The sequence below is a fragment of the Hyphomicrobium sp. genome, assembly GCF_051860585.1.
Lineage (GTDB): Bacteria > Pseudomonadota > Alphaproteobacteria > Rhizobiales > Hyphomicrobiaceae > Hyphomicrobium_C.
In genome coordinates this window covers 179,489-196,866 of the sequence record NZ_JBHYDS010000007.1, presented here as the reverse complement: position 1 = coordinate 196,866, position 17,378 = coordinate 179,489, and the positions used below count along the sequence as shown (strand labels likewise).

Genomic DNA, 17,378 nt, shown 5'->3' with positions numbered 1-17,378 from the left:
TCAGCTCCGCGGCCTTTTCATTCGGGTTCGACTGCAGGGCTAGGCGGCGGCCTTTAGACTGGCGATGAGAGGCGCGAGGCAGGTTTGATCGGTTTCAAACGCGAACCTTACCTGCTGCGTGCGATGACCGTTTTCGATCATGAGCCCTGACACCAGAATCTCGCCGCGTCCGTTGCCCGATATTTCAACGAACGGCTCCTCCCAGAGGGGTTTTAGACGGGCTGTGCCGACGAGCGTGCGGTCGATCGCCTCGAGCGCGTCGATGAACTTCTGCAGAGGCTCAACTTCGAAATAGAAGTCCCGCTCAGCGGCGATCCAGTCCGTCCGCACGTCGAGGCTTGCGACATAACCGGATGCATCGCCGAATTTGCGCCAGTCGCGGAAGGCCAGAGCCGGGATCTCGCAGTGCGTCGCCAAAATGATGTCCAAGTGGTGCTCCGCCTTACTCAAATGCAGAACCATAGCATGCGGGGGCTAGAGCAGAGGAAGTGCCTCATTTTGTGCCGATCAGCGCTGCCGCAATGAGGGGCGCGACGGCGGGGGAATTGCCGATCGCGCCGGTGTAGATCGCGCGCGCGGCGGTCTCGGCAATCGCTTCCGGCACGTCGTCACCGCCGTGCATGCCGTCGCCGAAGAAGAAGCCCGCCACGACTGTTGGCGCTTCGCTCGCGCGCAGGGCATCGTCGACGAATGGCTCCTCCTCGAGAAAGGCCGTTGCGACGCTGGCGAAGCGGCGGGCGAGGGCAGCGCGGGCCGCGACCTTGCGGGTGGCGCTGGCGGATGCCGGGCCGAGCTTCGAGCCGTGCCCGACGATCAGAAGGCGCGACGAGGCCGCCTCGAAACCGCCGCGCTGCGCGGTCTCGACAGCACTCTCGACGATCAGGCCGGGCAAGGCGGGGTCGAGGCCGAGCGGCGTCAACAGGTGCGCCGTGTTTTCGAAGCCCGCGGCGGCGATCCGGTCGCGCACCTTCTGGACGAAGTATCCGTCGGCCATGAAGAGAGGATAGACGGCGATCCCCGGTGCGCCGGACGCTGCGGCTTCCGCGAGCGCGCTTTCGAGCGTGGGCTCTCCTTTCAAGACGCCGGTCCAGACGCGAAGGCCCGTGAGCGCGCTCACCGCTTCGGCTTGGCTGCGCAGCGCGGCGTTCGGATGCGGCCCGCCCCGGTCGCCATGGCTCGCAAGCACGACTGCCATCGCTTTCGGTTCAGACGTCATGGCCCTGAGCCAGCGGCGCGGGCTGCTTCGAGCGCGCCGCGAACGGGAGCGGAGAGGTCGAGCGAGAGAGCGGCGGCTTTGCCTTCGTCCGACATCTTGGCGAGCGTCTTGACGAGGATGGAGACGACCTTATCGGCCGGATGCTTGGCGGCGAAGTCCTCGGCGTAATGGGCGAGGAACACGAGGGCTGCGGTGTCCTCCACCGCCTGCGCCTCGGCATCCCGGCGGAAATTTTCCTTGCGGATGAGTGCGCCGACGCGGGCCACCTGATCGGCGCCGATGCCAAGACCGTGCAGGATCTCGCCGGCCCACTCGGCATGCTTGCGGCCGAGGTCCTTGCGCCAGCGAAGATATCCGGGGCGGTCCATTGGATAGCTTGCGCGCGGCACTTCCCAACGCCGGATGTGCTGGGCGCGCACGGCCAGGCGTACGTCGTCCGAGGCGTTCGGATAAACGCGGGCGAGCATCGCGGTCATGCGCCGTCCGTAGATCAATTCGGCAGGCACGCTCGCGCCATCCGCCGAAATCAGGTTCGGATCGCGGGCGTTTGCATCGTCGATCAAGGCATAGGCGGCTTCGAGGTCGGTCACGCGCGGCTCCGGTTCGCTCAACTACAGAGGCCCATGGAAAATGAAGTAGGCGCCGCCGACGATCAAGCCGAAGCCCACGAGGTGATTGATGGTCAGCGGCTCCTTGAGAAAGAAGATCGAGAAACCGGCGAAAACGACGAGAGTGATAACCTCCTGGATCGTCTTGAGCTCGGCAGTGGTGTAAACGCCATGGCCGAGCCGGTTGGCCGGCACGGCGAGGCAATACTCGAAGAAGGCGATGCCCCAGCTCACGAGCACGACGATCCACAGCGCGGTCGTTTTATATTTCAGATGCCCGTACCAGGCGAACGTCATGAAGACGTTCGAGGCGAGCAACAGCAGCACCGGCGTGAGCGCATTCGGCAGTCCTGGCATCGGCACCCGTGCCTCCCTTGACAGGGTTTGAGAATTTGCAGCCCTGGACCGGGCTTCGCGTTCCTCATTAAGGCAAGCCGTGGTTCCTGTCTCGACAGTCCATGGCAATCAGATATTACTGTGCGCGGCCCGGCCTGCCGTTTACCAGCGGGGGCGCTTCGGCGGACCGATTGAGGCGAATGAACATGTCGCGTCACCAGCTCGATGCACTGATGGCCGGCGTCGCCCGTGGCGACGAGGCGGCCTTCGCCGAGCTGTATCAGGCAACCTCCTCGAAACTCTACGGTGTCGCGCTGCGTATTCTTCGCAGCAAGGAGGCCGCGGAGGACGTGGTACAGGACAGCTTTTTCAAGGTCTGGGAGCGGGCACGGGATTTCGATCCCAAGCTGGCCGGGCCCGTGACCTGGATGGTCGCCATCGTCCGCAACCGGGCGCTGGACGAGCTTCGGCGGCGCGCGGCGCGGCCGACCTCGGACGCGGCCGAGCTTGACGATCTCCCCGGCGACGACGAGCATCCGATCGAGGCGATCGGACGGCGCGAGGATTTCGGCCGGCTGCTCAAGTGCCTGGAAGGTTTGGAACCCGACAAGCGGCAGATGGTGCGGCTCGCCTACCTGGACGGCCTCAGCCGGGAGGCGCTGGCCAAGCGGTTCGACCGGCCGGAAGGTACGATCAAGACGTGGCTGCATCGCAGCCTCGCGATGTTGAAGGGGTGCCTCGAGCAATGACGGAGCCCGACGACATCGATGGCCTGGCTGGCGAGTATGTTCTCGGATCGCTGACGCGTGCGGAGCGTGCGGAGGCCGAGGAACGCCGTGCGCAGGATGCGGCGCTCGACAAGGCCATTCTGGCGTGGGAGCGGCGGCTCGCGCCGCTGGCCGACATGGTGGCGCCCGTGACGCCGCCCGCTGGGCTCTACAACAAAATTCGCGCTCAGATCGGACTCGCCTCGCACGTGGTGTCGCTCAAGGCGCGCGAGCAGGCGATCACGCGCCGGGCCAGCCGGTGGCGTGCGGCAACGGCCGGCATGACGGCGCTGGCCGCATCGCTCGCCGGGGTCGTCGCGTGGCAGGATCACGAGCAGCGCCAGATGCCAACGCAGTATGTGGCGGTGCTCCAGGCCGGCGAGACGCTGCCGGGCTTTCTGCTGACGGTCGATACCAAGACCAACATGTTCGTCATCTCGGCCATGCAGAAGCCTGCCGAGAGCGAAAAATCCTATCAGCTCTGGCTCGTCCACAACGACATGCCGCATCCGAAGTCGCTCGGCGTGTTCGATGACAGCGAGATGGACGTGCGGCCGATGCCCGGCGGCAAAGATCACGACATGTACATGGACGCCACTTATGCAGTGAGCGTCGAGCCCAAGGGCGGCTCGCCCACCGGTGCGCCGACAGGGCCGGTCGTGTTTTCAGGAAAGCTTGTCAAAGCGACGCCTTAAATTTGGCGGCTCCGATCGGGGCTGCTTGATTCAAAACGGCTTTTCCAAAATACCGATTTTAAATCGCGCCGATTTGAAACCGCCGCTATCGACGCGCGTAATAACGGACATGCTTCTGCTGTCCGCTGCCCCCGGGGACAGGAAGCGCTTCGACGTCAAAAGTCCGGGTGGTTTCATGAAAGGAAACGCCTATGAAAATCTCAATCTCGTCGGGTTCCGCACTGGCCGCTGCAGCCGCTACGCTCCTTCTGGCTGGGGCCGTCGCTACGCCCAGCTTCGCCGCTGAAGACGCCAAGGGTCACTGCATGGGCGCCAACGCCTGCAAGGGCACCAGCGCCTGCAAGACCGCGACGAACGCTTGCAAGGGCCAGAACGCCTGCAAGGGCCAGGGCTTCACGGAATCCACCAAGGCCGATTGCGCGAAGACTGAAGGCGCAAAGTTCGAGCCGGCGAAGTAAGATTCATCAAGGCACGGCGTCCGGCGGCGCGCTGCCGCCGGACTTTTTGTTTTAGCCTGTTCGAGGATGCAACCGCGATGCATGCAGAGAGACAGGGCCATGCGGATACTCAGGGCCATGCAGCGGCGCTGGGCATCGAGCAACGGGCCGCCGAGCTTGGCGCAAAGCCGCCGTACCTCGGCTTCGGACTCGGGCTTCGGCCGCAGCATTATCAGGACATCTTCGACACTGCGCCGAATGTCGACTGGTTCGAAGTCGTCTCGGAAAACTACATGGTGCCGGGTGGCAAGCCGCTTCAGATGCTCGACCGCATCCGGGCCGATTATCCGATCGTGATGCACGGCGTGTCGCTGTCGATCGCCTCCACGGCGCCGGTCAATATGGGCTATCTGCGCGATCTCAAGGCGCTCGCCAAGCGCAGCGACCCGGTGTTCATCTCCGATCACCTGTGCTGGACGGGCGTGCATGGCGTCAACCTGCACGACCTGCTGCCGGTGCCGTACACGCGCGAGGCGCTCGATCACGTGGCCGCGCGCGTGCATCATGTGCAGGAGTTTCTCGGCCAAGCCATCGCGCTCGAAAACGTGTCGAGCTACGTGCAGTTCTCGCATTCGGAAATGAGCGAGTGGGAGTTCATCGCCGAGCTGACCAAGCGGACCGGCTGCTGGCTGGTGTTCGACGTCAACAACGTCTTCGTCTCGGCATTCAATCATGAGTTTGACGCACACGAATTCATTGCGGGCGTTCCGAAAGAGCGCATCGTGCAGTTCCATCTGGCCGGCCATGAGCACAACATGAGCCACATCGTGGATACGCATGACGCGCTGGTCTGCGACGAGGTGTGGGATCTCTACCGCTCGGCGCTGCGCCACTTCGGCGCCGTCTCGGCGATCATCGAGCGCGACGATCATATTCCGCCGCTGGCTGAGCTGGTGGCCGAGCTCGATGTCGCCCGTCGCGTGGCGGCCGAGACGCTGCAGAACGCCGCGACGTAACGGGCTTACGCATGGTCACGCGCGTTCCCACTCTCGCCGAGGTGCAGGCCCTGTTTCAGGCGGCGGTGATCGACGGCAAGGACGACGTGCTTGGCCTCATCCCCCCCAACTCGCGCACGAGCACGGACGTTCTGTTCGGCGTCTACCGGCATGCGTATGTCGCGCGGCTGGTGGAGGTGGTGCACAACGCTTACCCGATCCTGGCCGCCTACATGGGTGACGCGCCTTTCAAGGACATGGCGCGGTCGTATGTGGCGCTCTACCCCTCGCGCCACGCCAACGCGCGCTGGTTTGCGTCGGATCTCCCGGACCTGCTCGAACGGCCGGAGTATTCCGATGCGCTTCACCTGCGCGAGATCGCGCTGATCGAACGCCAGCTCGATCTCGCGTTCGATGCTGCCGATGGCCCGGTGCTGGATCTCGCGGCGCTGGGACGGCATCCGCCGGAAACGTGGGGCGGGCTCGTGTTTCGTCCGCATCCTTCGGCGGCGCTGCTGGCGCTTTTCACCAACGCGTTCGATCTCTGGGCGGCGATCAAGAACGATGCCGATGTGCCGCCGGTGGTGACGCTCGCGGAGCCTCTGTCGCTGCTGGTCTGGCGGCGCGACGGGGTAGCGACGGCCCGCTTGCTCGGCGCGGAAGAACGGATGCTCTGGATCGAGGCCGCGCGGGGCGCAACCTTCGGCGGGCTCGCGGAACTGGCGGCGGTGTTCGACGATCCGGATACGGCGCCGCTGCGCGTGGCGCAGTATCTTCAAGGGTGGCTCGTCTCGGGTGTCCTCAGCGAAGCCGTGGTTCGTGAGTTGACGGGCTCACCTTAATAGCCGGTCGCCCTCTCCCCGGCCGACCGGGGAGAGGGCGCGGCAATCAAATCTTGAGCGTACCGGCCTGGGCGGCGGCATAGCGCTCACCGACGGCCTTCCAATTGACGACGTTCCACCACGCCTTGAGGTAGTCGGCGCGCTTGTTCTGGTACTTCAGATAATAGGCGTGCTCCCAGACGTCGTTGCCGAACAAGACCCTGCCGCCGTCCATGAGGGGCGTGTCCTGATTGGGCTTCGAGACGAGAGCGAGCTTGCCGGACTTGTCGACGGTGACGAACACCCAGCCGGAGCCGAACACCTTCGTGCCGGCCGTGTTGAAATCGCCCTGCAGCTTTTCGAGGCCACCGAGGTCGCGGTCGATGGCCGCCTTCAGGTCGCCGTCGGGCGCTGGGCCGCCCGGAGGGCCCATGATCTGCCAGAACATCGAGTGATTGGCGTGGCCGCCGCCGTTGTTGCGCAGGGCTGCGCGGACGGTATCGGGTGTTTCGGCGATTTTGGCCAGCAGGTCCTCAAGCGGGAGCTTTGCCAGTTCGGCGTGGTCCTTGAGAGCCTTGTTGAGATTGGTGATGTAGGTCTGATGATGCTTGTCGTGATGCAAGCCCATCGTCGCGGTGTCGATGTGGGGTTCGAGGGCGGCCGGGTCGTAAGGCAGGGCCGGGAGCGTGAAGGGCCCATCGGGGGCCGTCTCGGCGAAGGCCGCGCCTAGTCCGCGGGCTGAGACGGCGGTCATCAGGGCGACGGCGCCTGCGGTGCGAAGGAATCCTCGGCGATCATGGATCAACATCTGCGGTCTCCGTAGTAGGCTTGCTCGACAGTCGTCAGTATCTCAACGAGACATGAGGCGGTATATAGCCATCCGTCATTGCAACGCCAATCGCGGCGACATTGTTCAAAGCCTTGGTTCAAGCCTTGGTTCAAGCCTGGGTTCAGGACTGGTTCAGGGCGGACACGGACGACTTTCTATGGGGCTCCGGCTCGACAAAACACTGGTTGAACGAGGATTGGCGCCGACCCGCTCGCGGGCGCGGGATCTTATCCTGCGCGGCGCCGTGCGCGTGGACGGGGCGGTTTCCACCAAGGCGGGAACGCTGGTTGGGGACCGGGCCGAGATCGCGCTGACGGAGACGTTCGACTACGTTTCGCGTGGCGCGCTCAAGCTGCTCGCGGCGCTCGATGCGTTCGGGTTTTCCGCCGACGGGCGGGTTGCGCTCGATTGCGGCGCGTCCACGGGTGGGTTTAGCGAAGTGCTGCTGGAGCGCGGGGCCGCACACGTGTATGCCGTCGATGTGGGGCGGGGCCAGCTGCATCCGCGCCTTGCCGCCGACCCGCGCGTGACCTCGCTCGAAGGACAGGATGCGCGAGCGCTCACGGAGCGGGAAATTCCTCGTTCCGTGTCTGCGATCGTTGCCGACGTGAGTTTCATTTCGCTCGAAAAGGTGCTGCCAAGCGTGTTGCCCTTTGCGGAAGCGGGGACGTGGCTGGCGGCGCTCGTCAAGCCGCAGTTCGAGGCGGGCCGCGAGGCCATCGGCAAAGGCGGCATCGTGCGCGACGCGGCGGTGCGCGACGCGCAGGCCGTCAAGATTTCCGATTGGGTCGCCGCGCAGCCGGGATGGCGCGCGGTCGGTGTGATCCCGTCTCCCATCGAAGGTGGGTCGGGCAACCAGGAGTTTCTACTTGGAGCCGTTTTCGATGGCTGACGCCGTGAAGCTGAAGATCGAGCGGATCGGCGCAAAGGGGCATGGCATAGCCGTGCGCGACGGCGAGCCCGTTTACGTGCCGTTCGCGCTGCCCGGTGAGGAGTGGGAGCGTGGCGGAGACGGCCCGCATCTCGTCTCAGGCGGGAGCCCCGAGCGCGTGGCGCCGATCTGCCGCCATTTCATGCAATGCGGCGGCTGCCTCACACAGCATATGTCGCCCGCGGCCAATCGCGACTGGAAGCGGAGCCTCGTCATCGATGCGTTCCGCCACCGTGGCCTCGAGGCGGAGGTCGCGCCTGCGGTCGTCGTCGGTGCGGCGTCGCGGCGGCGCGCGTTTCTCGGCGTCGAGCGACGGGGACGCGACGTCATCATCGGATTCCGCGAGGAGGGGCAGCATACGCTCGTCGATCTCGCCGAGTGCCCGGTGCTCGATCCCGTCATCGTGGCGGCCGTGCCGGGGCTGCGCGAGATCGCCAAGCGCGTGATGGTGGACCGGGCCGGCGGGCGTCTCGTGGTGACGCGGCTCGATCACGGTCTCGATGTGTCGTTCGACAACGGGCGGAAGGATCTTTCGGCGCACGAGCGCTCGACAATCGGCGGGCTCGCCGAGACCATGCGGCTGCTGAGGCTCTCGGTCGGGGGTGACGTCATCGTCGCGCGCGGGCCGCCGGTCGTGACGATCACCGGCGTGGCCGTGACGGTCGAGCCCGGGCTGTTCCTGCAAGCCGTTCCGGAGGCGGAGGCGTTGCTCGCGGAGCTTTGTCTCGCGGCGTTGCCAAAGCGGTTGAAGGCTGCTGCGGATCTTTTCTCAGGGGTTGGGACGCTGTCGCTTCCGTTCGCGCGCCGTGTGGCCGTGACGGCCTACGACAGCGACAAGCGGGCGATCGCCGCGCTCGCCGACGCGGTTCGTCATGCGCAGGGCTTGAAGCCGGTGACGGCAATCGTGCGCGATCTTTATCGCGATCCGCTTTCGGTGCGGGAACTCAGCGCGTTCGACGCGGTGGTGTTCGATCCGCCGCGCGCGGGCGCGGCCGAGCAGGCGGAGCGGCTGGCGAAGTCCAAGGTGCCGGTGGTGATGGCCGTGTCGTGCAATCCCGCGACACTCGCGCGGGATGCCCGCATGTTGATCGACGGCGGCTACCGGATGGGACCGGTCACGCCGATCGACCAATTCCTCTATTCCGCGCACGTCGAGGCGTTCGCCGTCTTCCGGCGTTAACGCACTCGGTCCGAAGTCGGGGTCCGGACTGTCCGAAATCGGGGTCCGAATTCCGGGTCGAATCGGCGGAAAAAGTTAGGCCGAAGCCTTGGCCTTGGCGGTGCGGGCCTTGCCGGCCAGCTTCTTCAGGCGCGTGCGGGCGCCGGCCGTGTTGCCCTGAATGCGGGTGGCCTTGGGGCGCGGAATGGCGCGGCGGGCCTTCTTCTTCTGGGTCTCAACCTTGCGGTGATGGCGGGCGGTCATAGCGAAAATCCCTTTAAAAGCCGGGCGCTTCGCCCGTAGCTCGATCTCAGACGCCTCGTCTAAGCGATCTTGTCGCGGGAGGCAAGCCGAACAGGGGTCGGGGGCTGCGGCCAACTGGCGATTTTCGGCCGCCCCCTGTGTTTTCCAGTGCCAACTCGCGCCTGTCACAGGGATGAAACATGACGGTTCTAGTCCAGCCGCATGACTAAGCTTATCGCGGGGACTGCAATGGGCGGACTGGCCGAGGCGCAGGCACAAGCTGAAGGCACTGTAGATGGCGGGCGGCGCAATCGCCGGCTTGCCGAGGCGGTGCACCGCTACGGCGCGGTGAGCCGCAAAGGCCTCGAGGAGCGCTTCTTCACGCTTGCGTTCTCGGGTCTCGTCTACCCTCAGATCTGGGAAGATCCGGTCGTCGACCTCGAGGCGATGGCGCTCAAGCCCGGCCAGCGGGTGGCTGCGATCGCGTCCGGCGGATGCAACGTGCTCTCCTATGTCACGGCCGCCGACGTGCGCGTCACGGCGCTCGATCTCAATCCTGCGCACGTCGCGTTGAATAACCTCAAGGTCGCCGCGGTCCGGCACTGCCCCGACTACGAGACGTTCGCCCGCTTCTTCGCGTCCGCCAACGACCGCGAAACCGCCGACCTCTACGACCGCCTGCTGGCGCCGCATCTCGATGGCGCGACGCGGGCCTATTGGGAAGGCCGCGACATGCTCGGCCGCCGGAGGATCGGCTACTTCGGACGTCACTTCTACCGGCAGGGCCTGCTCGGCTGGTTCATCACGATGGGCCACGGCATTTCGCGCCTGCACGGACGCAATCCGGCGCGGATGCTCGAAGCAAAGACCCGCGCCGACCAGAAGCGCATTTTTGAGGAAGAACTCGCGCCGCTGTTCGAGATGCGCCACATGCGCTGGCTGATGGACAAGCCGGCCTCGCTGTTCGGGCTCGGCATCCCGCCGTCGCAGTTCGATGCCCTGAAGGGACGGGAGCGGCATATGGCCGACGTCCTCAAGGCGCGGCTCGGCCGGCTGGCGCACGGATTCGATCTCTCCGACAACTATTTCGCGTGGCAGGCCTTCGGTCGCGGGTATGCGGCCGGTGGGGCCGGACCTGTGCCGCCGTACCTGGCACGCGAGAATTGGGCGACGCTCAAGGAACGGGCAGACCGGGTCACCGTTGTGCATGCGTCGTTCGACGAGCATTTGTCGCATTTCCAGGGGCCCGCTTACGACGCATACGTGCTTCTGGATGCGCAAGACTGGATGACCGACGCACAGCTTACCGCGCTCTGGACCGAGATCGTTCGCACGGCAATGCCCGGCGCGCGCGTGATCTTCCGGACGGCCGGCGAGGATACGATCCTGCCGGGGCGGGTGCCGGACGCCATTCTTGGACGCTTCCATTATGACGCCGACTATGGGCGCGGCATGGTCGACAAGGATCGTTCATCGATCTACGGCGGCTTCCATCTCTATACGTTCGAGGGCTAGCACGATGACGGATGCTGCTGCGGAAATGGACTCCATCTACCGTGTCCAGCGGCACATCTACGACGCCTCGCGGAAATTCTATCTGCTCGGGCGCGACGGACTGCTCGATTCCCTCGATCCGCCGCCTGGCGGCACCGTTCTTGAGATCGGGTGTGGAACCGGGCGCAATCTCATCCTGGCATCGGACCGGTATCCGGCGGCGCTGTTTTACGGGATCGACGTGTCGGCGGTCATGCTGGAGACGGCGAGCGCGTCCGTCGAGAAGGCGGGCCTCACGCACTGTATTCGTTTTGCCCAGGCTGATGCCCGGAAGCTCGACACGGAGGCCGCGTTCGGCATTGCTGAATTCGATCGCGTGTTCGTTTCCTACGCGCTTTCGATGATCCCGCCCTGGCGCGAAGCGCTGGAGCAGGCGTATGGCGCGGTCAAGCCGGGCGGATCGCTGCACATCGTCGATTTCGGCGAGCAGAGACGCCTGCCGGGTGTGTTCCGGGCGGGCCTGCGGGCTTGGCTCAAGCGCTTCTCAGTCGAGCCGCGCGCGGAACTCGAAGCGGAAGTACTCAAGCTTGCCGATGCCCACGGCGCGCGCGCGACATTCGCGCGTCCGTTCCGCGATTACGCCTGCAGCGCCGTGATCCGGAAGCCGGCCTCGGTTATGCAGCCAGCTTTTATGCAATAAGCTTTGCGATCAGGACGGCCGGCAGGATCAGAGCGGCCGACCAGACCAGCGCGGCGATGGCGCTGACGACAAGGAACGGCGCGGCGGGGCGTCTCAGGACGCCCATTTCCAACGGCACCAATCCGCGATTGAACCCCTGAAACTTGCTGAGCAGTAGGCTCACGAGCCCGCGGCTTTCCACCAATGCGGTTGCGTCCGCATGTTGCTTCGGCGTGGCGCTGAACGGCCACATGTCGATGCGATCGCGCCTGCCGCTGCGGCCCTTCACGTAGGCGTAGACATCGCCGGCGAATGCGCCCGCGGCGGCCGCCAGCCAGATCAGCGGAATGTCGACCTTGCCGAGCACCATCAGCGTGGCGAGGCCGAAGGCGAGGAGCAGCGTCGGCACGAAGAGGATGGGCCGCGGGATGGAGTTGGCGAGCGCAAGCACGAACAGCGCGGCGGCGACGGCATATTGATGCGCGGCGAGGAACGCGATCACCTCGTCCTTGAAGGTGACGAGGAAGAACGCGGGCGCGATGACGCCGCCGGCCCAGATGAAGGCGCTCAGGATGTTGGCGATCTGAAACGGGATCTCGCGCATGCGGAACATGCCTGCGACGACGGGGATGACGGCCCGCACGGGGCCGAAGAAGTGGCCGAGGAAAACGCCGAACGCGCCGTACGTGTCAAAAAACTCTTCGGCTTGGCTGATCAGGTGCGGGCGTGTCGTGAAGGGCCAGATCTTGTGGACGCTGTCCTGGAAGTAGCGCCCGATCCAGAACGACACGGCATAGCCGAGCGTGCCGCCGAAGCCGGCCGCGAGAATGGCGGGCCATAGCACGTGCATCTCGATGCCGCTGGCGGCGAGCAGCGCGGCGATGCCGACAAGGATCGCCGTACCGGGGACCAAGAGCGAGAGGAAGCAGAAGCTCTCCCCGAATGCGACCACGAACGCAACGGGTGCCGCCCAGTGCTCGTGCTCGCGAACGAAGGCCACTACCGCTTCGACCGTTGCCTCAAGTGCCATCGAACTCGTCTTTCTTCATGGGAGGTCCTGCCTCGCGGAGGGATGCGGCTTTCAGCGCAACGCCCAGCGGATGGAAAGAGTGGGCCCCGGTGATGGAGGCTCCGTCAGTTTGACGGGGGTCATGCCTTCTTGCAACGGCGATCGAATTCGCGTTGCAGTTCGCGGCCGACTTCGCCGGCAAGCATCGCGCTGCGCGAGACCTGGGCCGGGGTGAGCCGCGCGCCCACGCTCGCGAGGCTCGTTCTGGCCGTATCGGCTTCGAGCTTGCCGCGTTTCAGCTCGTCGCACGTCAGTTCCTTCTTCTTTGATTTGTAGGCGAACAATCGCACGCCCGAGGCGTAGGCCTCCGGGGTCGGCGCCTCGTGCACCCAACTGCGGGACTTGTCCTCGACCATATGGCGCAGCGTCGCCTGGCGGCGGCTGATGCATTCGGGGGAGTCATCCACGCACCCGAGGCCGGCTCTGGATTCGATTTCAGGGCTCGAACCGATGGCGCAGGCCGCAAGAGCGAGCAGGCCGGCAATGAGGCCAAAGTTCGCCGCCAGTCGCAACGCGGCGTAGCAGATGGTCATCTTCGGCCCCTTGTTCATACTTCGTCGAGCCAATAGAAGGCAGCCGTGGCATGGTCAAGGCGGTTCGCCCGGCTAAGGTGATCGCGGGGCGGGCCTTCGCACTGCAGCACTGAATCCTGTTCCATTTCATGGAGTTCCCAGATGGTCCACGCTGTCCGCTTGCACGAGACCGGCGGCCCGGATCGCCTGACTTGGGAAGACGTTTCAGTTGGCGCGCCCAGTTCCGGCGAAGTTCGAATCAAACAACGGGCCGTTGGGCTCAACTATATCGACGTCTATCACCGCACGGGGCTTTATCGTCTCCCGAGCCTGCCGGCGATCATCGGCATGGAAGGCGCGGGCGACGTGGTCGCGGTCGGCGAAGGCGTGACGTCACTCGCGGTGGGGGACAAGGTCGCGTACGCGGGCGTTCTCGGCGGCTATGCCGAGGAACGCCTGATCGCCGCGGACCGGCTTGTGAAAATCCCCAACGGCATTTCCTACGAGACCGCCGCCGCCATGATGCTGCAAGGCATGACGGTCCGTTATCTGCTGCGCGAGACGTTTCCAGTCACCGCCGAGAGCGTGATCCTGTTCCATGCGGCCGCGGGTGGGGTTGGGTCGATCGCGTGCCAGTGGGCGCGTGCTCTGGGTGCGACGCTGATCGGGACTGTCAGCACCGACAAGAAAGCCGAACTCGCACGGCAGGCGGGCGCGTCGCACGTGATCGTCACGTCGCGCGAGGACTACGTGGCGCGCGTGCGTGAGATCACGAATGGGCGCTTGTGCGATGTCGTGTATGACGGCGTCGGCAAGGACACGTATCAAGGCTCGCTCGATTGCTTGCGACCTCGTGGCATGTGGGTGAGCTTTGGCAACGCATCCGGTCCGGTGCCGCCGTTCGATCTCACGCTGCTCAAAGGGTCGCTGTTCGCCGCCCGTCCCTCGCTCATGGCCTACACGGCGACGCATGCGGAACTGGCTGCGAACGCCGCGGAGTTGTTCGACATGGTGGCGACGGGACGCATTACGATCCCCGTCAATCAAACGTATGCGTTGCGAGACGCGGCGGAGGCCCATCGGGCGCTGGAGTCCCGCCGCACGACCGGCTCGACGGTGCTGACGATCTGATGGCGACCGATCCAATGACGGCCCTGGGAGGACTGCATGGCTAAGGCTCCGATCGACTTCTATTTCTGGCCGACCCCCAACGGGTTCAAGATCCGCATCATGCTCGAGGAGTGCGGGCTTGCTTATCGCGTCAGGCCGGTCGACCTTCAGCAGGGCGATCAGTTCAAACCGAAGTACCTCGCCATTTCGCCGAACAATAAGATGCCCGCCATCGTCGATGCCGACGGGCCGGGGGGAAGTCCGATCTCGATCTTCGAAAGCGGAGCCATTCTCCAATATCTCGGCCGCAAGACGGGACAGTTCTATCCGAAGGACGAGCGGGCTCGCGTGCTCGTGGATCAGTGGCTTTTTTGGCAAGTCGGCGGGTTCGGTCCCATGGCCGGGCAGGCGCACCACTTCCGCCACTATGCGCCTAAGAAGGTCGCGTACGGCATCGAGCGCTATACGACCGAGGTCACGCGCCTCTACGGGGTGCTCGAAAAGCAGCTCAAGGGGCGTGAGTTCATTGCCGACGCCTACTCCATCGCCGACATGGCCAGCCTGCCCTGGGCGCTGAGCTGGCAGAAGCAGGGGCAGGACATCGAGGCCTTCCCGCGCGTCAAGGGCTGGATCGAGCGCCTGTCGGCCCGGGAAGGCGTGCAGCGGGGGCTCTCCGACAAGCTCAAATAGAGCGCGGCCGGGAAAACGTCCGGCATGGTTACCGCAAGGTTTCCAAAATACTTAAGCTTGGATTTCTCGCTGGCCGGAAGTGCCCCGAACGCCTCGAAACGAGTCGCGCGGCAACCGTTCCTTGGCGAAACGCCTGTTCCCTCGTTTACTGCTTATCATGAGCCCGCCCCCTATCGTTTGCTTCCAGAGGCGGCGGCACACCTGGCTTTTCAGGCCCGTGCGAGCTGCCTCGGATCAGTAGCGAAAGCGCTCAGAGGTAAACAGGGATGGCACGTTTTGAATTTTCTTCCGAAGACGTCGTTGACGTTTCGGCGCAGGGCGGCGGTACGGACGCGCTCTACCAGCTTGGGCTGATGTACTGCGTCGGCCGGGATGTCGAGGTGAACCTCATCGAGGCTCATAAATGGTTCAATCTGGCGGCCATGCGCGGCAATGACGATGCCAAGGCCTGCCGGCTCGAAATCTCCCGCGAGATGACCAAAAAAGAAATCGCGGCCGCCCAGAAGAGCGCCCGCGAATGGTTGCGTTATCACTAGAGCCGTTCCGCTCCTGCGGAAAGCCGTTTAGGCGGCGTCGCCGGTTTCAATCCGGGCGGCGCCCTGCACAGCCTTCTGCACCTTCTCGAAGGCACGCACCTCGATCTGGCGAATGCGCTCGCGCGAGACGCCGAATTCCGTCGAGAGCTCTTCGAGCGTGATGGGATCCTCGGCTAGCCTACGCGCCTCGAAAATTCGCCGCTCGCGATCGTTGAGCGTCGCCAGCGCGTCGCTCAGATAGGATTTGCGGCGGCCCATCTCGTCTTCCTGGACCAGCGTCTCTTCCTGGTCAGGCGCATCGTCGACGAGCCAATCCTGCCACTCGCCGGATTCGGAGTCGGCCCGCACGGGCGCGTTGAGAGACGCGTCGCCGCCGAGGCGGCGGTTCATCGACACGACATCCGCTTCCGACACGCCGAACTTGGTGGCGATCGTCTTGACGTGTTCCGGCTTGAGGTCGCCTTCCTCCAGCGCCTGCAGCTGGCTCTTCGCGCGCCGCAGGTTGAAGAACAGCTTCTTCTGAGCCGCGGTGGTGCCCATCTTCACGAGGCTCCACGAGCGCAGGATGTATTCCTGGATCGAGGCGCGGATCCACCACATGGCGTACGTCGCCAGGCGGAAACCACGTTCCGGCTCGAAGCGCTTGACCGCCTGCATGAGACCGACGTTGCCTTCGGAGATGACTTCGCCGATCGGCAGGCCGTAGCCGCGATAGCCCATGGCAATGCGAGCGACGAGACGAAGATGCGAGGTGATCAGTTCCTGCGCCGCGTCGGTGTCGCCGTCTTCGCGCCAGCGTTTTGCCAGCATGTATTCCTGGCCGGGTTCCAGCATCGGAAAGCGGCGGATTTCTTCAAGATAGCGCGACAGCCCGTTTGAGCCGCCGGCAATGGTCGGAAGTGATTTTGTCGCCATGTCTTTCTCACGCTCTGCCGGGTTGCCCCGTCAGCGTACGCTCCCCATGTCAACGTTGCAGAGACTGTCTCGACCACGAGATCATCCCGCACGCGCCTGCGTCGCAGGCTATTTTCCAACACGTCTTTCCAAGTTCCAACACGTCAAAGTGCAACGTGTCGATTGCATTGGAGTTTCCATTTCTTAACGCAATCTTACGGCTGAATCCGTCGGTCGGGATAATTACGGTTTGGAAATTTTGCGCTTCGCTTTGCCGCGACCTGCTTGGGACGCCAGCAATTCCGGGCCTTTTAGGGCCTGGTAGAGGCGTTCGATGTCGGCCGGTCGCGAACTTGTGAAGTGGAGCGGGCGGCCCGTGACCGGGTGCTCAAAGCCCAGTTCTACAGCGTGCAGAGCTTGCCGGCCGACGGCATTCAAGGCGTCGACAGCCTCCGGCAGCAACGTCCGGATGCTGGCTTTGAAGCCCGTGCCGTAGGCGGGATCTCCCATCACCGGATGGCCCAAATGCGCGAGATGGACGCGGATCTGGTGCGTACGCCCTGTTTCCAAAGCGAGCCTCACACGCGTCGCGACGGGATTAGCATTAATTCCGTTGAAGGACTCGATGACCTCGTAGTGCGTAATGGCGTGCCGTCCAATCGTATTGCGCACCACGGCCATGCGCGTGCGGTTGGATGTGCTGCGCGCCAGGTTCGCGTCGATGGCTCCGTTCTTTCGCAGCGGTACGCCCCAGACGAACGCCTCGTAGGCGCGTACGAGGCGGCCGTCTGTGCCGTGCGCGGCGAACTGTTCAGCGAGACCGCGATGGGCGACGTCGGTTTTGGCGACCACGAGCAGACCAGACGTATCCTTGTCGAGGCGATGGACGATGCCCGGCCGCCTCACTCCGCCGATGCCGGAGAGCTCGTCGCCGCAGTGGGCGATCAGCGCATTTACGAGCGTACCGCCGGCGTGGCCGGCGGCGGGGTGGACGACGAGGCCGGCGGGCTTGTCGAGCACGAGCAGGTGCGGATCTTCGTAGATGATTTCGAGCGGGAGCGATTCGCCGGCCGGTTCGGCTGCCACCGGTTCCGGGATGGTGACGACGATGTGCTGGCCGGTTCTCGCCTTGGCGCCGGGATCGAGCACGGGCGTGCCGTCGCACATCACGTGGCCTTGGCGGATGAGCGCTTGGAGACGAGCGCGGCTCAGGCTGGGTGTGAAACGCGCGGCGAGGACGCGATCCAGCCGCTGGGCGGTTTCGGTTTCCTCAACGGTCAGCTCTACGGTCCCGGTGAGGGACACTGGCGCTTCGAATTCCGCTTCGATAATGTCGGCGTCGTCTTCCTCGATCATG

At 64.7% G+C, this 17,378-nt stretch carries 22 protein-coding genes; 12 read left to right on the top strand and 10 right to left on the bottom strand.

Translation table 11 applies throughout. From position 1 onward, the window contains the following. Positions 1–39: 39 nt before the first annotated feature. From ACTIFK_RS13120 to ACTIFK_RS13105, 4 genes are all read right to left on the bottom strand, one after another. Entirely contained in the window at positions 40–429 is a 390-nt protein-coding gene (locus ACTIFK_RS13120) for a WapI family immunity protein (protein WP_439543521.1), read from the bottom strand. Positions 430–493: 64 nt separating this feature from the next. After that, the gene (locus tag ACTIFK_RS13115; protein WP_439543520.1) at positions 494–1,216 is read right to left on the bottom strand and encodes a CbiX/SirB N-terminal domain-containing protein; all 723 of its coding nucleotides are present in this window, start codon (positions 1,214–1,216) and stop codon (positions 494–496) included. Continuing rightward, complete coding sequence (locus ACTIFK_RS13110) at positions 1,213–1,806, bottom strand: DUF4202 domain-containing protein (protein WP_439543519.1); 594 nt, start codon at positions 1,804–1,806, stop codon at positions 1,213–1,215. The genes ACTIFK_RS13115 and ACTIFK_RS13110 overlap by 4 nt, the downstream gene beginning before the upstream one ends. Before the next feature lie 21 nt (positions 1,807–1,827). Further along, entirely contained in the window at positions 1,828–2,181 is a 354-nt protein-coding gene (locus tag ACTIFK_RS13105) for a DMT family protein (RefSeq protein WP_439543518.1), read from the bottom strand. Positions 2,182–2,366: 185 nt separating this feature from the next. Between ACTIFK_RS13105 and ACTIFK_RS13100 the strand changes: the two genes are divergently transcribed. The 5 genes from ACTIFK_RS13100 to ACTIFK_RS13080 all read left to right on the top strand — a co-directional run bounded on the left by ACTIFK_RS13100 (position 2,367) and on the right by ACTIFK_RS13080 (position 5,896). Beyond that, entirely contained in the window at positions 2,367–2,909 is a 543-nt protein-coding gene (locus ACTIFK_RS13100; protein WP_439543517.1) for a sigma-70 family RNA polymerase sigma factor, read from the top strand. Further along, positions 2,906–3,622 carry an anti-sigma factor gene (locus tag ACTIFK_RS13095; protein ID WP_439543516.1) on the top strand — a complete coding sequence of 239 codons (717 nt, stop codon included), beginning with the start codon at positions 2,906–2,908 and terminating at the stop codon, positions 3,620–3,622. Before ACTIFK_RS13100 ends, ACTIFK_RS13095 begins: the two co-directional genes overlap by 4 nt. 191 nt (positions 3,623–3,813) lie before the next feature. Beyond that, positions 3,814–4,080: a BufA2 family periplasmic bufferin-type metallophore gene (gene bufA2 / locus ACTIFK_RS13090; protein ID WP_439543515.1), complete on the top strand. Its 267-nt coding sequence runs from the start codon at positions 3,814–3,816 to the stop codon at positions 4,078–4,080. 77 nt (positions 4,081–4,157) lie between these two features. After that, complete coding sequence (gene bufB / locus ACTIFK_RS13085) at positions 4,158–5,075, top strand: MNIO family bufferin maturase (protein WP_439543514.1); 918 nt, start codon at positions 4,158–4,160, stop codon at positions 5,073–5,075. A gap of 11 nt (positions 5,076–5,086) precedes the next feature. Then, complete coding sequence (locus ACTIFK_RS13080) at positions 5,087–5,896, top strand: HvfC/BufC family peptide modification chaperone (protein ID WP_439543513.1); 810 nt, start codon at positions 5,087–5,089, stop codon at positions 5,894–5,896. A gap of 46 nt (positions 5,897–5,942) precedes the next feature. Here the strand turns inward: ACTIFK_RS13080 and ACTIFK_RS13075 are convergent, their stop codons facing one another. Further along, on the bottom strand, positions 5,943–6,683 hold the full coding sequence (locus ACTIFK_RS13075; protein WP_439543512.1) for a superoxide dismutase: 741 nt from the start codon (positions 6,681–6,683) through the stop codon (positions 5,943–5,945). Positions 6,684–6,861: 178 nt separating this feature from the next. On the opposite strand from ACTIFK_RS13075, the gene ACTIFK_RS13070 reads away from it, so the two are divergent. Together ACTIFK_RS13070 and ACTIFK_RS13065 are read left to right on the top strand one after the other, a co-directional pair. Continuing rightward, complete coding sequence (locus ACTIFK_RS13070) at positions 6,862–7,596, top strand: TlyA family RNA methyltransferase (protein WP_439543511.1); 735 nt, start codon at positions 6,862–6,864, stop codon at positions 7,594–7,596. Then, on the top strand, positions 7,589–8,815 hold the full coding sequence (locus ACTIFK_RS13065; protein WP_439543510.1) for a class I SAM-dependent RNA methyltransferase: 1,227 nt from the start codon (positions 7,589–7,591) through the stop codon (positions 8,813–8,815). Before ACTIFK_RS13070 ends, ACTIFK_RS13065 begins: the two co-directional genes overlap by 8 nt. Positions 8,816–8,890: 75 nt before the next feature. On the opposite strand, the gene ACTIFK_RS13060 is transcribed toward ACTIFK_RS13065, so the two are convergent. Then, the gene (locus ACTIFK_RS13060) at positions 8,891–9,058 is read right to left on the bottom strand and encodes a hypothetical protein (protein WP_439543509.1); all 168 of its coding nucleotides are present in this window, start codon (positions 9,056–9,058) and stop codon (positions 8,891–8,893) included. 237 nt (positions 9,059–9,295) lie between these two features. Between ACTIFK_RS13060 and ACTIFK_RS13055 the strand changes: the two genes are divergently transcribed. Together ACTIFK_RS13055 and ACTIFK_RS13050 are read left to right on the top strand one after the other, a co-directional pair. Beyond that, complete coding sequence (locus tag ACTIFK_RS13055; RefSeq protein WP_439543569.1) at positions 9,296–10,552, top strand: DUF3419 family protein; 1,257 nt, start codon at positions 9,296–9,298, stop codon at positions 10,550–10,552. A 4-nt stretch (positions 10,553–10,556) separates the two neighbouring features. After that, the gene (locus ACTIFK_RS13050) at positions 10,557–11,231 is read left to right on the top strand and encodes a class I SAM-dependent methyltransferase (protein ID WP_439543508.1); all 675 of its coding nucleotides are present in this window, start codon (positions 10,557–10,559) and stop codon (positions 11,229–11,231) included. Here ACTIFK_RS13050 and ACTIFK_RS13045 read toward each other — a convergent pair. Both ACTIFK_RS13045 and ACTIFK_RS13040 read right to left on the bottom strand, forming a co-directional pair. Then, entirely contained in the window at positions 11,221–12,240 is a 1,020-nt protein-coding gene (locus tag ACTIFK_RS13045) for a DedA family protein (RefSeq protein ID WP_439543507.1), read from the bottom strand. The two genes, ACTIFK_RS13050 and ACTIFK_RS13045, sit on opposite strands and share 11 nt — an antisense overlap. 119 nt (positions 12,241–12,359) lie before the next feature. Further along, positions 12,360–12,812, bottom strand: a complete 453-nt coding sequence (locus ACTIFK_RS13040) for a hypothetical protein (protein WP_439543506.1) — start codon at positions 12,810–12,812, stop codon at positions 12,360–12,362. A 141-nt stretch (positions 12,813–12,953) separates the two neighbouring features. On the opposite strand from ACTIFK_RS13040, the gene ACTIFK_RS13035 reads away from it, so the two are divergent. From ACTIFK_RS13035 to ACTIFK_RS13025, 3 genes are all read left to right on the top strand, one after another. After that, positions 12,954–13,922: a quinone oxidoreductase family protein gene (locus ACTIFK_RS13035; RefSeq protein WP_439543505.1), complete on the top strand. Its 969-nt coding sequence runs from the start codon at positions 12,954–12,956 to the stop codon at positions 13,920–13,922. Between the two features lie 36 nt (positions 13,923–13,958). Beyond that, positions 13,959–14,591 (top strand): glutathione S-transferase N-terminal domain-containing protein, encoded by a 633-nt coding sequence (locus tag ACTIFK_RS13030; RefSeq protein ID WP_439543504.1) that lies wholly within the window; start codon positions 13,959–13,961, stop codon positions 14,589–14,591. Between the two features lie 266 nt (positions 14,592–14,857). Next, complete coding sequence (locus ACTIFK_RS13025; RefSeq protein ID WP_439543503.1) at positions 14,858–15,127, top strand: hypothetical protein; 270 nt, start codon at positions 14,858–14,860, stop codon at positions 15,125–15,127. 27 nt (positions 15,128–15,154) lie between these two features. Here ACTIFK_RS13025 and rpoH read toward each other — a convergent pair whose 3' ends face one another. Together rpoH and ACTIFK_RS13015 are read right to left on the bottom strand one after the other, a co-directional pair. Then, complete coding sequence (gene rpoH, locus ACTIFK_RS13020; RefSeq protein WP_439543502.1) at positions 15,155–16,042, bottom strand: RNA polymerase sigma factor RpoH; 888 nt, start codon at positions 16,040–16,042, stop codon at positions 15,155–15,157. A gap of 222 nt (positions 16,043–16,264) precedes the next feature. After that, a complete protein-coding gene (locus ACTIFK_RS13015) occupies positions 16,265–17,377 on the bottom strand; it encodes an RluA family pseudouridine synthase (RefSeq protein ID WP_439543501.1) in 1,113 nt (370 codons plus the stop codon). Between the last annotated feature and the right edge of the window lies 1 nt (position 17,378).

Coding starts and splice junctions, on each gene's coding strand:
- ACTIFK_RS13115 (WP_439543520.1), bottom strand. CDS start 1,216: ATGACGTCTGAACCGAAAGCGATGGCAGTCGTGCTTGCGAGCCATGGC.
- ACTIFK_RS13105 (WP_439543518.1), bottom strand. CDS start 2,181: ATGCCAGGACTGCCGAATGCGCTCACGCCGGTGCTGCTGTTGCTCGCC.
- ACTIFK_RS13100 (WP_439543517.1), top strand. CDS start 2,367: ATGTCGCGTCACCAGCTCGATGCACTGATGGCCGGCGTCGCCCGTGGC.
- ACTIFK_RS13095 (WP_439543516.1), top strand. CDS start 2,906: ATGACGGAGCCCGACGACATCGATGGCCTGGCTGGCGAGTATGTTCTC.
- bufA2 (WP_439543515.1), top strand. CDS start 3,814: ATGAAAATCTCAATCTCGTCGGGTTCCGCACTGGCCGCTGCAGCCGCT.
- bufB (WP_439543514.1), top strand. CDS start 4,158: ATGCATGCAGAGAGACAGGGCCATGCGGATACTCAGGGCCATGCAGCG.
- ACTIFK_RS13080 (WP_439543513.1), top strand. CDS start 5,087: ATGGTCACGCGCGTTCCCACTCTCGCCGAGGTGCAGGCCCTGTTTCAG.
- ACTIFK_RS13075 (WP_439543512.1), bottom strand. CDS start 6,683: ATGTTGATCCATGATCGCCGAGGATTCCTTCGCACCGCAGGCGCCGTC.
- ACTIFK_RS13070 (WP_439543511.1), top strand. CDS start 6,862: ATGGGGCTCCGGCTCGACAAAACACTGGTTGAACGAGGATTGGCGCCG.
- ACTIFK_RS13065 (WP_439543510.1), top strand. CDS start 7,589: ATGGCTGACGCCGTGAAGCTGAAGATCGAGCGGATCGGCGCAAAGGGG.
- ACTIFK_RS13060 (WP_439543509.1), bottom strand. CDS start 9,058: ATGACCGCCCGCCATCACCGCAAGGTTGAGACCCAGAAGAAGAAGGCC.
- ACTIFK_RS13050 (WP_439543508.1), top strand. CDS start 10,557: ATGACGGATGCTGCTGCGGAAATGGACTCCATCTACCGTGTCCAGCGG.
- ACTIFK_RS13045 (WP_439543507.1), bottom strand. CDS start 12,240: ATGGCACTTGAGGCAACGGTCGAAGCGGTAGTGGCCTTCGTTCGCGAG.
- ACTIFK_RS13040 (WP_439543506.1), bottom strand. CDS start 12,812: ATGACCATCTGCTACGCCGCGTTGCGACTGGCGGCGAACTTTGGCCTC.
- ACTIFK_RS13035 (WP_439543505.1), top strand. CDS start 12,954: ATGGTCCACGCTGTCCGCTTGCACGAGACCGGCGGCCCGGATCGCCTG.
- ACTIFK_RS13030 (WP_439543504.1), top strand. CDS start 13,959: ATGGCTAAGGCTCCGATCGACTTCTATTTCTGGCCGACCCCCAACGGG.
- ACTIFK_RS13025 (WP_439543503.1), top strand. CDS start 14,858: ATGGCACGTTTTGAATTTTCTTCCGAAGACGTCGTTGACGTTTCGGCG.
- rpoH (WP_439543502.1), bottom strand. CDS start 16,042: ATGGCGACAAAATCACTTCCGACCATTGCCGGCGGCTCAAACGGGCTG.
- ACTIFK_RS13015 (WP_439543501.1), bottom strand. CDS start 17,377: ATGATCGAGGAAGACGACGCCGACATTATCGAAGCGGAATTCGAAGCG.